Raw genomic sequence first — 14,933 nt, 5'->3', positions numbered from 1 at the left:
AAATGCCTCGTTATTTCGCAGCTTGAACATCCGAGAGCAGTTTCTTGACCTTGCCGATCAGCAGCTCCATCTCCAGGTACTGGTTCCCCGGAGCGTTATACTCGATGCCCCAGTAACCGTCATATCCGGCCGCTTCCAGCATCTGAATCTGTTCCACAGCATCCGGTGCGGACGCGGTGCCCGCGTCAAAATGGGTGTGAATCGTCCATGGCGCGACGATCGAGTCCCCTTCCTCCTGATCAGCACGCCAGCGGTTCATGTGGAGCAGGATGCCGTAAGCCGGGTGATCGATGGCTTCCGCCAAACGCTTCATCTCCTTGGGCAGCAGCGAGGCGCCCATGTGATTCTCCGGACCGATCTTGTAGCCGTAATCCGCCGCGCGCTGGGCATACTCCCGGTACCGGGTCACGATACATTCGAACTGCTCGTCGTTCAGCGGCTCGGCTTCCTTGTAGTTGCCGCCGGTGTCCAGCCTGACGGTCTGTGCCCCGAGAATCTCGGCGGCGCGCAGATGCAGCTGCGCATTCTCGTACAGCTTCTGTCTCATGTCCGGGTCCGGGTCCCAGATATGCGCCCCGTCGATCGCGAAGTTGACGACCTTCATCTCTTTCTCGTCAAGCGCCTCGCGGATTTTGCGGATATAGCTTTCGTCGGCCAGCGTCATGATCGGCGTAGCGCTCCGGTCGATGAAGAAGCCGTTCCAGAGATCAACCACATCCATCCGGTACCGATACTTGACCGTTTCCAGATAACCGAACACATCCATCTTGCCTTCCAAATACAGATTGTTGAACGAATAGCCCCCTATTGAGATGTTCAACCTGCTCTCCTCCTGCCTCCAGCGGATTGTCTTGCGTCTTGATACCTTGATTATAGCGAAGGGTCCTCTCACTCCGGCAGGTGTTCATTTCTTCGATCGAGGGGTATTTTTCTTCGGACCCAGGACGGAAGCAGCAAAAAGCCCGCCTGGAATCCCAGACGGGCCTAAACCTTATGCATGCTTCATATGTTGAAGCATCTGAACGAAAATCTGCTCGATATGTTCGTCATCCAGCGAATAATAGACGGTCTTGCCTTCCTTGCGGCGCTTCACGATCCGCAGGTTGCGCAGATAGCGGAGCTGGTGGGATACCGCCGATTGCCCCATATCAAGCACCTGGGTGATGTCATGCACACACAGCTCCTGCTGAAGCAGCGTGTGGATGATCTTGACCCGCGTCGGGTCTCCCAGCGCCTTGAAGATATCGGCCAGTCCCGCCGCCGTGGACTCCCCGATCAGGTTGCGTTTCAGCTCCGATAGCGGATGCGTCCCCTCACAGGTATCGTCGCATTGCTCTTGCACGATGTGGTTCACCTCGAACACCGCCCTTTCTCCTGCTTCCGGTTTACCTCCAGTATAACACGCCTTAGAACAAGGCTCGAACCCCGAATAAGACGAGACCGATCAAAAATCCACAGATCGCCCCATTCACCCGAATCCACTGCAGGTCCTTGCCGACCTTATCCTCCATCAGGGAGATCAGGGTCGCGTTGTCGAACTTGTCGACGTTCTCGTGGATGAGCTTGCCGATCAGATGATGGTTATCCGAGATCCAGCGGGTCAGCCCCTGGCGGATAAACGTCTCGATGTTAGCCATCGCCGTCTCATCCGACCTCAGCTTATGCAGAGCACGCGTCAGGTAAGGAACCAGGTGCTCATCCGCGAACCGTTCTTCTCGGATAAACGCCGTCAGCCGCTCCCGGATGCCCTCCAGCACGTGAGCCGCCCGATCCGTCAGGTCCAGGCCCTCGAGCAGGCTGATCTTCCATGCCTCCAGCCCTTCACGCTGCTCCCCGGTCTGGCCGAAGGACTGCAGAGCCTTGCGCAGCTCGGCTAGCACCCAGCGGCGGTTGCCGTCCTGCTCCTGCTTCAGCCGGATAACCTCGCGCAGCAGCTGCTCCTGAATCATGCTGCCCAGCTTCTCTTCGTTCACGAAGCCGGCGAAGGCATTCAGCGCAAAGGACATGAAGCCCCCCGTATTCATCTGCGAGACGGCATTCATCGCCAGTGCGCCCAGCCGGTTGCGTGTATCGTTACGGCTGACCAGATCGTAGACCAGATCCAGCAGTCCGTTCAGGGCCTTCTCGTCATACCCGCGTGCGACCGCTTGCCCGATCCCAGCCTGCAGGAGCGCAGATACGTCGAGCTCTGCGGCGTACCGCTTGATCTCCCGGTCGGCGAGCTTCGCCGCCTCATCCCATGGTATATGCTCCAGCACAGTCTCGATCAGCCGGATCAGTGCCGTCTTGGCCTGCTCCGTGCCCAGCTGCCGCTCCAGCAGCTCCAGCAAGCGCTCTCCGATCTGCAGCGTCTCCAGCTTGGCGGTCAGGCTCTCCTTGCTCAGCAGCTCGTTCTGTACGGTGTTGACCAGCGCCTCGGTGACCCGCTCCCGGTTTTTCGGTAGCAGCGCCGTATGTGGGATCGGGATGCCCAGCGGATGCCGGAATAACGCCGTCACCGCGAACCAGTCGGCTAAGCCCCCGACCAGCCCCGCCTCGAAGCCGCTCTGCAAAAACCGCACCCACGGAATGCTCGACGCCCACGGAATCGTCAGCACGAATCCCGCAAACATCGCGATCAGTGAAATCACCGCCGTGTTGCCCGCTCTCCCTTTCTTGCTTGTCATACCCTTCTCCTCCCGCCTGCATCTCTCCTATGTTGTCTGAAATCCATCATACTGGTAGGATGCCACTTTTTCAATAGGAGTATCACGAGCGGAGCGTGAAGCGCGGTGCCAGGGGCGACTGACCTGCTCCCCAAGTGTCTAAAGAATCAGCCTCGTGATATAATGGATAGGGAACGGAGACAGACATTCGATTTTGGATATCCGAGGCAAAACCTCGGAAGGCGAACTGATCCATGTAGAGATGCAATTATTCAATAAGTACGATACAGAGAAACGAACGCTGTTTTATTGGAGTAAGCTTTACAGCGGACGGTTGCAAGAGGGCCAGTCCTATAAAACTCTGAAAAAATGTGTGGCCATCCATATTCTGAATTATTCCATCCTCCCGAACGATCAATACCACAGCGTGTTTCATTTACGAGAAGATCGCAGCGGCATTCCGCTCGTCGATGATTTAGAGCTACATGTTCTGGAGCTTCCCAAATTGGATCACCACGCTGTTCCGGTTCAAAGCGGCGGTTTAGTAAACTGGCTCCTCTTTCTGAAGGGTGTCGATAAATCGAACTGGGAGGTGCTGACGATGAACGAGCCTGTCTTAAAAAAAGCTATGGATACCTTGGAGTTTCTCAGTCAGGATGAGGAAGCCCGCCGATTGTACGAAGATCGGCAGAAGTATCTGCACGATGAAGCTTCCATGATTGAGGGAGCTCTAGCCGAAGGGGAGGCTCGGGGTCTAGAACGCGGTATAGAGCTAGGTGAGCTGAAGAAAGCCCTACAAATGGCTTCCGAGCTTTTGAGCCTTGGCGTGGAAATATCCGTCATCGCCAAAGCCTCCGGGCTAACCGAGCGAGAAATACGCGAGCTAGCGAAGCCCAAATAAGCAACCTATAATCAGGCGGCCGAGCCCTTAAATTCGTTTGCTGCTCATTAGCCCAAATCATGCCAACTTGAAGGACCCCGACCCCGTCTAAAAGCGGAAAGCCGAGGTCCTTTTCTTGCGGATGCAGAGGTTTTCGTCTCAGAACTGTGTCCTGCCACACAGCAAGCGCTACAAAGGAAGCACTGGCCTTCTCAGCCCAGCCTGCTCCAGCAAAGGAATAACGCTCTCGCCGAAGTACGCAAGCTCCGGCTCATAATCGTAGAACGTGATCTGGATGCCGTCCACGCCGGTCGCATGCAGCTGCTTCAGCTGCTCCGTCACATCTTCCGGCGAGCCGACGATGTGCAGATGCCCTCCGACGGCACGGCCTCTGGCCGAGTGCTCAAGCCAGGACTGGCTGTCGCCGGCGGCGTGGCGGGCGGAGAAGCTGCGGATCGCTTCGATGTCCGCATGATCCATGATCGCCTGATAGTAGGCGAAGGCCTCTTCGCGGGTCGGACGCACGATGATCGTCGGATTGATAATGACGCGCACCTGCCTGCCGTGGGAGGCTGCCGCTTGCTTGACAGCCGCCACATGCGCAGGCAGCTTGGGAAGCGCCTCGGCCAGCTTCTCCCCGGCCGGACTGGAGATGAATACAATATCCGAGTACCGACCGGCATAGTCAAACCCGGCGGGCGATCCCGAAGCAGAGGCCAGCACCGGGCGGCCGTAGCGCGGACGCGGCGACACATAAGCCTGCTCCAGCGAATAAAACTCCCCCTGGTAGGTCAGATTGTCATGACCGGCCCAAAGGGCGTTGCAGATGCGGATGAATTCGGCTGATTGCACGTAACGCTTGTCATGAGCGGCGCGGGTCGACCCGAACATCCGGGGCTCGTTGTCCGCATACCCGGTCACAATGTTCGCTCCGAACCGCCCCTGCGAGATATGATCGGCCGTGGCGAGGAAACGCGCCAGATGCATTGGATGCCATGGGCCGTACAGGATGTGAATCGTGCCCAGCAGCAAAATACGGCTCGTCACAGCGGCCAGCGCCGTCGTGGATACGAACGGATCGAGAAAATTTTCACGGTAGCGGGTTTCCCCGCCAAAGCCGCCCTTGGGCAGCCATTGGGACAGTCCAAAGGCCACGTCGAACCCCAGCGCCTCAGCCTGCTGAGTCAGCCTGGCATTGTAATCGAACGTCCAGTCCGTGCTACGGGGCAGCGTGGATTGGGACCAGCCTCCAGTCTGCAGCGGCAGGAACAAGCCCAGCATCAGCGGCTGGGCGAAGGCTCGGGACAGCGGACTGTCCGGGTGATGCTGCGGTTCCTCCGGCGTCCAGAGAAACGGCTCGTCATGGTTGGTTGTAGGCATAAGTTCCATCCCCTTCGTTAATCTCCTCCAGCGGCACAGGCTGGAGATGATCCGATTCCTTCGCCAGCCCTCACACGCCAGGTCTTACGTATGCAGCACGGACGGGTGGAAGATCTGCTCCGGGGTTAGCCCGCGGTCCAGCAGGCCGTCCTCCTGCAGGTAAGACATGAACAATTCGATCTGAGACCAGTTGGCCTTCATGCCGTACGGCCACATATCGCCGTTCATCAGCTTGGCGCTTTGTTCAGCAGACTCCCACACCCAGGGGGCGGAGGTTTGATTTTTGATCGTCTCCAGCAGTTGGGCGATCCCTTCGTCCTTCCGCTGCAGCATCTGTTTGTAGAGCTGCAGTGGAAGCTTGGGATGCTCCTGGACCGTTTCTTCCTTTAACGAAACCAGATGCATAATTGGGAAAATACCGGTACGGCGGTAATACTCCCGCTCCGCCCCCCAGACGTCGGGGATCAGCCGGCGAATCCGGCCCCCTTCTCCCGAAGCGGGAAAGTAAGCGGACGGAGGACGACGGGCCGTCATGATCGCATCCACTTCCCCTTGCAGCAGCGCTTCGAAGATATCGTCGCCGGAGCCCCGGTGTGCGGGCGTCGGGATGGGCACCCGCTCATCCCGGTAGGTGAACCAGGTCATATCCTCGCCGGCCACACCCCATTCATGCCGGAAAAAACCGCGCACCCAGACAGCCGCCGTCATCTGGTATTCCGGAAATCCGAAGCGGCGGCCTTTCAGCTCGGAAGGATGCGTCCATGGACTATCCGCTCTGACATAGATCGCATTGTGACGGAAGGACCGGGATAGAAACACCGGGATCGCCGTCAAACGCCGCTCCCCCCGGCCCAGCGCGATAAGATAGGAGGACAGCGACAGCTCGGCCACGTCGTACGCAGCTTCGGAAATTTGCTTGACGAAAATCTCCTCCACCGTCGCCTGCTGAGGCTCCAGCTTGAAGGACGGCAGCTTCTCCTGTCCCGACATGATCTTCTGAGTGCGATCGCTTTCCGACATGGCGATCGTTAAGGCTTTTTCCATCGTCAGCACCCCTTTGCGATGATCGCTTGCATATTCCCGGCGCTTGATATGGGCGCGGGAACTTCATTTATTCCAAGGCAGTAGCCAGGTCCTTGATCCAGGGCAGGCTCGGCAGGGGCTCTAGGCGTACCTCCGAGTCCGGCACGGCCCGAAGGCTGCATAGATAGCCGGGCTTGCCATCGACGACAGCCATGCACTCCTTGCAGGCATTGGCTGAGCGGCAGGAGTACCGGATGGCCAATGCAGGGTCCTGATGCTCCCGAAGCCAGATCACGGCATCCAGCAGACTCATACCCTCCCGGTAAGGCACCTGGTAATCCTCGACGGTTCTTCCCGTCTGCTCATCACCGCGGACGATATGCAAGGTTACGTTCGACATGGTTCATGATCCCCTTCCCCGGATGATGTAGATGCAGTCAATGGCAACTCGTCCATCGCCCACAGGCGGCCTGAACCCAGCTTAAACCTCGTGCTCACCGGGGTCTCATAAGCTTGCTCGTAATCCAGACGCACATGTGCCCCCCGCGACTCCCGTCTGGCTTGCGCTCCGAGGATGATCGCCTCTCCCAGCTTGAGCATATGCTGCACCTCCAGCTTCTCCACCAGCGCGAGCGCATAGTACGCCTGCTTGGCCAAGGCGATCCCCTCGGCCCGGCTACTGAGCTCCACCAGCCGCTCTGCGGCGCGGTTCAGGCTGCCCTCCGTGCGCAGCGGCCCGGCCCCTTCCCACATCAGCTTCCTCAGCTCATGCTTCACCGCCAGCATAGAAGCCTCATCCTGGTCCACCTCGCGCGGATGCCACAGCCGCTCCAGCCGCTCCAGCTCCTGCTCCAGCTCAGCGGCCAGCAGGCCGTCTGGGACTGCGCTGCGCTCGATTCCGGACGCGGCTTCCGCCGCAATGCGTCCGGTGACGAGAGCTTCCGTGATCGCGTTGCCGGACAAGCGGTTCGCCCCGTGCATGCCGTAGATCAGCTCGCCGCAGGCGAATAGGCCTGGGACGGTCGTCTCCATCCGCGTGTTGACCCGGATGCCGCCCATCGTAAAGTGAGCCATCGGCGCGACTTCCACCATATCCCGGGTCAAATCGACCCCTTGGCTCTGAAGGATGCCGATGACCGGGCCGAACGCTTCCTTCAGCTTCTCCTCCGGCACCATACGGAAGTCGAGATAAGCGCCGCCGTGAGGTGTCCCTCGTCCCGCCTCCACCTCCTTGAAGATGGCGAAGGTCGTCTGGTCTCTAGCCGCCGTGTACTGCCCGGAGACTTCCTGGTTGTACCGGTCCATAAATTCCTCCAGGTGGCCATTCAGCAGCCGCCCGCCCAGCTTGTAGCGGAACGGGTCCCACATGATCGGGTCGATCCCGACGAGCGGGGGATACAGATGGGCGATCGGGAAAAACTGGACCATCTCCAGATCCCGCAGCTCCGCTCCCGCCTCCGCCGCCAGCATAAACCCATCTCCGGTCATATTGGCCGAGGCGCTGCTGCGCTCGTAGAGCTCAGTCAGTCCGCCGGTAGCCAGGATCACGGCCCGGGCCTCAATCACGACCGGGCGGAACTGCTCCATCGCGAAGCCAATGGCGCCGACGATCACGCCGTCCGTTACGACCAGCTTCGTGATCATCACGTTCTTCAGCCGCTGGATCGCCTCGTCCTTCCAGATCGCTTTGCGCAGACCAGCGGAGGTGGCCCCGCCTGTATTCAAAATATCCACATACACGCAGCGCTGGCGCGAGTGCCCGGGCGCGACCACCTGGGCGTGCTTGCCGTCCGGCGTACGTGCCCATTTCACCCCGTAGCGCTCGGTCTCCAGGATGAGCTCTGGCCCCCGGTCTACGATCGCGCGGACGATGTCCGGATCGGCCATCCCCCGGCTTCCCTTCATCGTATCCTCGAAATGAAGATCCGGATGGTCCTCTTCGGCGTCCCCCAGCGCGACCGCAACCGTCATCTGCGCCAGAATCGTCGCGCCTCCGCGCCCGACGAGGCTTTTGTCAGCGAGGACCACGCGGGCGCCTTCATCCGCAGCCGCTCGCGCAGCCATCATCCCGGCTGCGCCGGAGCCGATAACCAGAACATCGGCGGAGATTTGCAATGGCTTCATCTGTCAACGCTCCTATCGTTCTTCAGGATTGGCCGATAACGTGCGGCCGATAGACTGTACGGCAATGCCGGCTTGCTGCAGAGCTTCATGAATGGTGCGGGCGAATTCGAGCGCATGGGCGCCGTCGCCGTGAATGCAGACGGTATCGGCCTGGATGCCGACATCGGTCCCCTGCCTGGAGTGTACCTTGCCCTCCTGCACCATGCGGATCACCTGCCGGACGGCTTCTCCGTCGTCGGTGATCAGGGCGTCTGGCTGCCTTCTCGGGGTCAGGGAGCCGCTGGACTGATACGTGCGGTCCGAAAACACCTCGCTCGCCGTGCGAAGCCCGATCCTCTCCCCCGCCCGGATCAGCTCGCTGCCCGCAAGCCCGAGCAAGATTAGCCCAGGGTCGACCTTGTAGACCGCCTCCGCCACCGCTTCGGCAAGCCCCGGGTTCACGGCCGCCATATTGTACAGCTCGCCATGTGCCTTCACATGCTGCATCGCTCCGCCTTCGGAGCGGACGAAGCCCCACAAGGCGCCGATCTGGTACACGACAAGGTCATACGCCTCCTGCGGCGAGATATCCATCCTTCGGCGGCCGAAGCCGATCAGATCCTGCAGCCCCGGATGGGCTCCGATGCCCACAGCCTGCTCCAGCGCCAGCTTGACCGTCGTCCGCATCGTCCCGGCATCCCCCGCATGAAAGCCGCAGGCGATATTAACCGAGGTCACATAAGGCAGGATCTCGGCGTCCCGGCCGAGCCGGTACGCGCCGAAGCTTTCTCCCATATCACAATTCAGATCCACAACTTTCATCACCGATACCCCCTATATGAAGTGCAAATGAATGCTCCTTCGCAAAAAGCTTACATGCAGCTCCATCTCCAGCAGCGCTTCCTGCGCCTCGTGCAGATCCACCAGCCTGAAGCGCACGGGACGGCCGATCTGGACCTGAGCCAACACCGGCAAATCCGCCGTGATGACCTGAGCGACCTTCGGATACCCGCCGGTCGTTTGCCGATCGGCCATCAGGATGATCGGATTGCCGTCCGGCGGCACCTGGACCGTGCCGAAGGTGACCGGCTCCGACAGCATCTCCAGCCGTTCCTTCATCTGAAGCGGCGGTCCCGAGAGCCGATAGCCCATCCGGTCCGACTGCGGCTGCACCCGAAACTCCTCCGAGAACAAAGCCTCCAGGCTCTCATCCTGGAATAAAGCGTACTGGGCGCCGGGAATGACGCGAAGCTCAGGCTGCGCTGCATAGGCCGGCATCAGCTCATAAGACAACCGCCACGAAGCGGAGGCGAAGCCCGCCTCTCCGGCCTCGGCGCGCAGCCGCTCCAGCAGACTCATCCCCAGCGCCGTCACCGGCTTGAGGGGCAGATGGTCCCCCTCCTTCAGCGCCCGGCCCTCGAAGCCGCCGAGGCCTGCGCGCAGATACGTTGAGTAGCTGTTCATCCGCTGCAGCACATCGAATCCCCCGGATACAGCCAGGTAGCAGCGACAGCCCTCGCGCGAGGAGCCGAAGGCAAGCGTCGCTCCCGCCCGGATATACACCGGCCTCCACAGAGGCACTGTCTCTCCGTCGATACGCGGGGACAGATCCGAGCCGCAGATCGCGATCAGCGCCTCCTCCGCAAATTGCAGCACGGGGCCGATCAGTGTCATCTCGATCGTCGCTTCACGCTCTCCGTTGCCGACGAGCAGATTGGCGGCCTTGTGCGCGAAGCTGTCCATAGCTCCGCTTACGATTACGCCGTATTGCTGGTAGCCGTAACGGCCCAAGTCCTGCAGCGTGGACAGCAGGCCTGGTTTATGCACCTGTATCGTCATCCGTTTCATTCCCTCCACTGGTCATACGCCTTGCGGGTAATCGGGTAAAATCGGATGATATTACCCGCTTCGAGCAAGGTCGGAGGCTGCTTATCCGGCAGAAATAAAGCCAGCGGCGTACGGCCGATCAATTGCCAACCGCCCGGCGTCCCGATCGGGTAGATCCCGGTCTGTTCCCCGGCAATCCCGACTGTCCCCGGCGGGATGGCGAGACGGGGCGTCGACTGGCGCGGCGCCGCAATCCTGGCGTCCATGCCTCCCAGATACGGAAAGCCCGGAGCGAAGCCGAGCATGTACACCAGGTATTGTCCGCCCGAATGAATCCGAATCACCTCATCCGTGCTTAATCCGTTGATCTCGGCGACATGGTCCAGATCGGGTCCGAATTCGCCGCCGTAGCAGACGGGAATCTCGACCACCCGGGGCTCCGCCACCGACCCTTCCTCCAGATGCTCTAGTCTTTCTGCCAGCAGGCCTTCCACGATATCATAGGGATGCCGCAGCTCGCCGCTCCGCGCCTCCTGTCTTTCCCGCCCGAAAATCACGACCGGATCGTAGAAGACGGTGACCGACGTAAACGCCGGAATGTATTCCACCATCCCGGGCAGCGGATGCTGCGTCAAGTGCTCAGACAGTAAGCGCACTTTCCGGTGCGTAGCCGGATCGATCTGCTCTCCGAGCTTTACGACAAGGGCGCTATCCCCGAGCGGGGACATGTCCACATATCGAATATCAACATCCCCTTTCTATTTCTATAATTGCTCGATCACATTGTAAACAAACGAGCCCCAAGCTGGCCAGGGCCGGAAGGGGCACTTCCCTTCCGGCAGCGGACCACAACTCGGGGGGACTTATCGGATCGATGACAGCCTCAGAACCACTTCTGCTTCTCTTCCTCCGTCAGCGCACGCAGTGCCTCCAGCCGGGCAAGTCCAACATGCTGGACAGGTACGACCGCCCTGGGCGGAAACTCGATTGGCGGCGCGGGCTTGGTGGCATCCACGATGACGGCGCTGGACATCCGCGGCGTATGCTTGCCGTCAGCATGATACTCCCAGTTCGTCGGGAGCAAGCCGCCGGGCCCGTTCCATCTAGGGATGACGAGCAGGTCGCGCTCTGCGTCAAAGCGAGTACCGATCGCCCAGGCTACCTCCTGGCCGTCGAACACGTTGATATCATCGTCCACCACTACGATATGCCGGAGGTTTTCCTGCTCCGTGTTCAAGGCTGCGAAGGCCGCCTTCTTTACATCGGCCTCCCTTTCCTTATGCAGGGACAGATAACAGTGCATGCGGCTGTAATATGGCACATGGACGGTTTTGAGGCTCGGCACGACTTCCTTCACCGTCTGGTAGATGCTGCCGGAGCGAGGAACGCCCCCCACGACCAGATGCTCCCGGCTAGACGCCACGATGTCCTGGAAGATCGCATGGCGCCGGTGCGTGATCCGGGTAATCCGGATGGTCGGCACTGAGCCTCCGCCCAAGTAATGGCCCGGCCATTCTCCGAATGGGCCCTCCGCTTGATCATAATCCGGTAAAATCTCCCCTTCGAGGATGATCTCTGCCTGAGCAGGCACGAGCAGATCCGAAGTCTCCGCGCGGACCAGCTCCAGCGCCTCGCCCATCAGAGCTCCGGCCGCCGCATACTCGCCGCCGATCCCCTGGATGCGAGAGACGGCGCCCATGACGAAGCCCGGATGATGACCGAGCACAATCGCAACAGGAGCTGGCTTCCCCTGTTTTTTGTACTTCTTGTAGATGAGGCCGCCGTGATGGGCGCCCAAGAACCATACGCCCATTTCCTTCGGACCGAAGATCTGATGCCGGTAAATGCCTGCATTGATCTCGCCGGAGTCAGGGTCGCGGATTACCATTACGCCCGCGGACAGGTATGGTCCGCCGTCCAATTCATTGTGCACGGGAATCGGGAGCTTAGACAAGTCCACGTCTTCCTCTTCGATGACGATCTCCTTGACCTGAGCCTGAGCGCGCCCCACCTCGACTGGCTCGATCGGAGCCTGCAGCTTCTCCCCGTATACCCTAGGAATCTCCTGCACCTCGCAGCCGAGATACAGTGCGATGCGTTCGTAGGACGTAAGCAGGTTCGAGATGCAAGACAGCTCGGAGCCCTGCACCTGGGTGAAGAGCAGCCCCGGATATTGGCCCTCCTGGGCAAGCCTGGACGCATAGGCCGTGATCCCGAATCTCGGGTCAACCTGCTGGTCCACGACCTTCAGACTCTCCGGGTAGCGGTGTACGAGCTCCTGGAGATACGTTCGCAAATCCTTTGCCATAGCTGAATCCTCCGTTTCTGGGATTAAGGAAGCAAGGTCAGATCGACAGTTTTGTCAAACGGAATTTCCTTGCTGATCGCTCCTAGCTCGAGCTGGGTGCTGACGACCATGTCCGCAGCGGCCTTCGTGATCTTCAGACCGGCCGGGACCTTAGGCAGCTGGTTTTTGATCGCAGTCAGCAAAATATCCTGAGGAATTTTGTCAAATTCCTTGAGCATAGGCTCCACAGCGCTTTGCGGGTCTTTTTGCGCGCGCTCGTTGACGTCGTGATTGACCTTCAGGAAGGCCTTCATCGCATCCTTATGCCCTGCGGCCCACTCGGATTTGGCCATGATGACAATTCCGGCATATTCGAAAGGAGGATCATACAGGATGCGATAGTTGCCGGAGGCCAGCATCTGTGCGGTCGTCGGCTCGGACACCATGCCGCCTGCGGCCTTGCCGCTTTCGATAGCCGCCAGCATCGTGGCGCCGCTGCCGCCGTTGATGATCTGAACGTCCTTCTCCGCACTGACCCCATCCTTCTCCAGACCTGCGCGCAGGCCGGTGTCGGACAGGCTTCCTACCTTGGTGACAGCCAGCGTCGTTTTCTTCAGGTCGGACAGCTTCTGGTAAGGGGCTTCCTTCTTCACCACCAGCGCATAGCCTACGCCGTTGTAAATCTCGCCGTATACCTTGACATCCAGACCGTTCTTCTGCTGTCTGAGCACATGCTCATAGGAGCCCAGGTTGATGTCGATGCTGCCGCCGACCAGCGCCTGCACCGCATCGGCGCCGGCGTTGAAGCAGGTCTTCTCGATCTTCAGACCGGCCTTCTCGAAGGAGCCGTCGTTGATCCCGATCTGGGTCAGCAGCGGCGTCATGCCTCCGCAGACGAGTCCTACCTTGATGGTGGTCGGCGAAGCCGCCGCCGGTGCCGGCTTCGACTCGGAGGGCGCGCCGGAAGACTGGGGATTCCCCGCCGGGGAATTGCCGCAGGCCGATACGAACATCAGAGACAAGCCAAGCAGCAGCGCAGATACAGAAGTTAAGCTTTTCATAAGTAGCAACTCTCCCTTGAATTAGTTGGATAAAAACAAATGCTCCTTTACCGGTATTTCAATAATCTCCGCTCCAGCTGGATGACCACTTGCTCCAGGACAACCGCGATCAGCATGATCAGAAACAGTCCCGTGAAAATACCCGTCGTATCCAGCATGCCGGAGGAATACGTAATATAGTAGCCCAAGCCCCGGTTCGCGCCGACCAGCTCCGCGATGACCGAACCGATCAGCGCCATGCCGATATTCAGCCGAAGGCTGGTCAGAATCCAGACCGTGATGGAGGGCAGGATCACCCAGGTCAGCTTTTGCAGCTTGCCGGCCTTGTAAGTCTTCATCATATCAAGCAGATCCTTGTCGATGTTGCGGATGCCCTCGAAGGCGTTGTAGAAGGCCACGAAGATGACCATCGCCACCACCATCAAAATTTTGGAGGACATGCCGATCCCGAACCACACGATAAACAGCGGGGCCAGCGACACCCTCGGCAAGCTGTACAGCGCCATGATATACGGATAAATCCACCGCTCGAAAATCCCGCTATATGCCAGAACAATACCCAGCAGCGTCCCTCCGACCATCCCGATGATCAGGCCGAACACTGCTTCCTGCAGCGTGACGCTCAAGTGGAACCATAAGGTTCCCTTCTGCGTCATCTCTACGATGCGCTCCAGGATCAGGGAAGGCTTGCTCAACCAGAAGGCGTTGAAGGCTCTCCCCGACAGCAGCTCCCACAAACCCAGGAGAAGGACGCCGAGCGCAATTCTTCCTGACCACACCTTCACCTTGCCGTATTCCTCTGTACCCGACATGGCAGGCTCCCCCCTCTCTACGTTTCCTCAGCCATACAATGCCAAATTTCCTTCTGAAGCTCCTTGAACCTGGCGTCGAAGCGGATGTCATAAAATGGGCGCGGGCGCTCCAGGTTCACTTCGAATTCCGCCTTGATCCGTCCCGGCCGGCTCGTCATCACGACCACCCGGTCCGACAGCGCGATGGCCTCCTCGATGTCATGGGTGATGAACAGCACGCTTTTCCCCACCTGCTCCCACATCTTGAGAAACTCCTTGCCGATGGTCACCCTCGTCTGAGCATCCAGCGGGCCGAACGGCTCGTCCATCAGATACAGCTCAGGGTCGTAAGCAAACGTCCGGGCCAGCGCCACCCGCTTCCTCATGCCGCCGGACAACTGCCTCGGAAAATACCGCTCAAACTCGGCGAGCCCCACCATGCGGAGCAGCCGGCGCACTTCCTCCCCCTGCCGGTCGCGGGAGATGCCTTGAATCTCAAGCGGCAGCCGAACGTTGTCATACACGGTCTTCCATGGCAGCAGGGCGTCGTTCTGGAACACCATGCCTACCCGGCCGGTCACTCCGTCGATCTCCTTGCCGTCCAGCATCGCTTGTCCGCCCGCCGGCTTCAGCAGTCCAGCCGCCACCTTGAGCAGCGTAGATTTCCCGCACCCGCTTGGACCGACCACCGAGACAAACTCGCCTTCCCGGATCGACAGGTTCACTTTGTCCAGGGCGAGCGTGCTATGCTCCTTCGTCGAGTAACGAACTTCCAGGTTCTGAACCTGCAGCTTGGCCTGATTCTTCTTCATCTCACGTTCTCCTATACGAACATAGTGTCAAGCACAATCCAAGAAAACCTTGCATGTCGTCATAATCAACTCTTTAAATTCCGAATTACGGAATTAATAAACCAAATTTCGAAACTTGATATAT

The 14,933-nt window shown here is 59.5% G+C and carries 14 protein-coding genes and 1 pseudogene; 1 reads left to right on the top strand and 14 read right to left on the bottom strand.

Annotation, left to right across the window (positions count from 1 at the left end; translation table 11 throughout):
- Positions 1 to 10: 10 nt before the first annotated feature.
- From WMW72_RS16910 to WMW72_RS16900, 3 genes are all read right to left on the bottom strand, one after another.
- Entirely contained in the window at positions 11 to 820 is an 810-nt protein-coding gene (locus tag WMW72_RS16910; protein ID WP_341416695.1) for a sugar phosphate isomerase/epimerase family protein, read from the bottom strand.
- 171 nt (positions 821 to 991) lie between these two features.
- Positions 992 to 1,354 (bottom strand): ArsR/SmtB family transcription factor, encoded by a 363-nt coding sequence (locus WMW72_RS16905; RefSeq protein ID WP_341416768.1) that lies wholly within the window; start codon positions 1,352 to 1,354, stop codon positions 992 to 994.
- 52 nt (positions 1,355 to 1,406) lie between these two features.
- Complete coding sequence (locus WMW72_RS16900) at positions 1,407 to 2,666, bottom strand: DUF445 domain-containing protein (protein ID WP_341416694.1); 1,260 nt, start codon at positions 2,664 to 2,666, stop codon at positions 1,407 to 1,409.
- 178 nt (positions 2,667 to 2,844) lie between these two features.
- Between WMW72_RS16900 and WMW72_RS16895 the strand changes: the two are divergent.
- Positions 2,845 to 3,546, top strand: a pseudogene (locus WMW72_RS16895) (Rpn family recombination-promoting nuclease/putative transposase); the annotation flags it as partial.
- A gap of 168 nt (positions 3,547 to 3,714) precedes the next feature.
- On the opposite strand, the gene WMW72_RS16890 reads toward WMW72_RS16895, so the two are convergent.
- From WMW72_RS16890 to WMW72_RS16840, 11 genes are all read right to left on the bottom strand, one after another.
- On the bottom strand, positions 3,715 to 4,905 hold the full coding sequence (locus tag WMW72_RS16890; protein WP_341416693.1) for an LLM class flavin-dependent oxidoreductase: 1,191 nt from the start codon (positions 4,903 to 4,905) through the stop codon (positions 3,715 to 3,717).
- Positions 4,906 to 4,989: 84 nt separating this feature from the next.
- Positions 4,990 to 5,949 carry a PhnD/SsuA/transferrin family substrate-binding protein gene (locus WMW72_RS16885; RefSeq protein WP_341416692.1) on the bottom strand — a complete coding sequence of 320 codons (960 nt, stop codon included), beginning with the start codon at positions 5,947 to 5,949 and terminating at the stop codon, positions 4,990 to 4,992.
- 67 nt (positions 5,950 to 6,016) lie between these two features.
- Positions 6,017 to 6,328, bottom strand: a complete 312-nt coding sequence (locus tag WMW72_RS16880) for a 2Fe-2S iron-sulfur cluster-binding protein (RefSeq protein WP_341416691.1) — start codon at positions 6,326 to 6,328, stop codon at positions 6,017 to 6,019.
- Positions 6,316 to 8,052, bottom strand: coding sequence for an FAD-binding protein (locus WMW72_RS16875; RefSeq protein WP_341416690.1), 1,737 nt, complete (start codon positions 8,050 to 8,052; stop codon positions 6,316 to 6,318). Before WMW72_RS16875 ends, WMW72_RS16880 begins: the two co-directional genes overlap by 13 nt.
- A 12-nt stretch (positions 8,053 to 8,064) precedes the next feature.
- Positions 8,065 to 8,853: a LamB/YcsF family protein gene (locus WMW72_RS16870; RefSeq protein ID WP_341416689.1), complete on the bottom strand. Its 789-nt coding sequence runs from the start codon at positions 8,851 to 8,853 to the stop codon at positions 8,065 to 8,067.
- Between the two features lie 12 nt (positions 8,854 to 8,865).
- A complete protein-coding gene (locus WMW72_RS16865) occupies positions 8,866 to 9,870 on the bottom strand; it encodes a 5-oxoprolinase subunit C family protein (protein WP_341416688.1) in 1,005 nt (334 codons plus the stop codon).
- 5 nt (positions 9,871 to 9,875) lie between these two features.
- A complete protein-coding gene (pxpB, locus tag WMW72_RS16860) occupies positions 9,876 to 10,586 on the bottom strand; it encodes a 5-oxoprolinase subunit PxpB (protein ID WP_341416687.1) in 711 nt (236 codons plus the stop codon).
- Between the two features lie 155 nt (positions 10,587 to 10,741).
- On the bottom strand, positions 10,742 to 12,166 hold the full coding sequence (locus WMW72_RS16855; RefSeq protein WP_341416686.1) for a UbiD family decarboxylase: 1,425 nt from the start codon (positions 12,164 to 12,166) through the stop codon (positions 10,742 to 10,744).
- 23 nt (positions 12,167 to 12,189) lie between these two features.
- Positions 12,190 to 13,206 (bottom strand): ABC transporter substrate-binding protein, encoded by a 1,017-nt coding sequence (locus WMW72_RS16850; protein ID WP_341416685.1) that lies wholly within the window; start codon positions 13,204 to 13,206, stop codon positions 12,190 to 12,192.
- A gap of 47 nt (positions 13,207 to 13,253) precedes the next feature.
- Complete coding sequence (locus WMW72_RS16845; protein ID WP_341416684.1) at positions 13,254 to 14,018, bottom strand: ABC transporter permease; 765 nt, start codon at positions 14,016 to 14,018, stop codon at positions 13,254 to 13,256.
- A gap of 17 nt (positions 14,019 to 14,035) precedes the next feature.
- Positions 14,036 to 14,809 (bottom strand): ABC transporter ATP-binding protein, encoded by a 774-nt coding sequence (locus WMW72_RS16840; protein ID WP_341416683.1) that lies wholly within the window; start codon positions 14,807 to 14,809, stop codon positions 14,036 to 14,038.
- Positions 14,810 to 14,933 lie beyond the last annotated feature (124 nt).

Origin of the sequence: Paenibacillus filicis (assembly GCF_038070315.1) — a bacterium.
Lineage (GTDB): Bacteria > Bacillota > Bacilli > Paenibacillales > NBRC-103111 > Paenibacillus_G > Paenibacillus_G filicis.
This window is presented reverse-complemented; position numbering and strand designations above follow the sequence as displayed.

Coding starts and splice junctions, on each gene's coding strand:
- WMW72_RS16865 (WP_341416688.1), bottom strand. CDS start 9,870: ATGACGATACAGGTGCATAAACCAGGCCTGCTGTCCACGCTGCAGGAC.
- WMW72_RS16845 (WP_341416684.1), bottom strand. CDS start 14,018: ATGTCGGGTACAGAGGAATACGGCAAGGTGAAGGTGTGGTCAGGAAGA.
- pxpB (WP_341416687.1), bottom strand. CDS start 10,586: ATGTCCCCGCTCGGGGATAGCGCCCTTGTCGTAAAGCTCGGAGAGCAG.
- WMW72_RS16850 (WP_341416685.1), bottom strand. CDS start 13,206: ATGAAAAGCTTAACTTCTGTATCTGCGCTGCTGCTTGGCTTGTCTCTG.
- WMW72_RS16870 (WP_341416689.1), bottom strand. CDS start 8,853: ATGAAAGTTGTGGATCTGAATTGTGATATGGGAGAAAGCTTCGGCGCG.
- WMW72_RS16875 (WP_341416690.1), bottom strand. CDS start 8,052: ATGAAGCCATTGCAAATCTCCGCCGATGTTCTGGTTATCGGCTCCGGC.
- WMW72_RS16885 (WP_341416692.1), bottom strand. CDS start 5,949: ATGGAAAAAGCCTTAACGATCGCCATGTCGGAAAGCGATCGCACTCAG.
- WMW72_RS16840 (WP_341416683.1), bottom strand. CDS start 14,809: ATGAAGAAGAATCAGGCCAAGCTGCAGGTTCAGAACCTGGAAGTTCGT.
- WMW72_RS16900 (WP_341416694.1), bottom strand. CDS start 2,666: ATGACAAGCAAGAAAGGGAGAGCGGGCAACACGGCGGTGATTTCACTG.
- WMW72_RS16880 (WP_341416691.1), bottom strand. CDS start 6,328: ATGTCGAACGTAACCTTGCATATCGTCCGCGGTGATGAGCAGACGGGA.
- WMW72_RS16890 (WP_341416693.1), bottom strand. CDS start 4,905: ATGCCTACAACCAACCATGACGAGCCGTTTCTCTGGACGCCGGAGGAA.
- WMW72_RS16855 (WP_341416686.1), bottom strand. CDS start 12,166: ATGGCAAAGGATTTGCGAACGTATCTCCAGGAGCTCGTACACCGCTAC.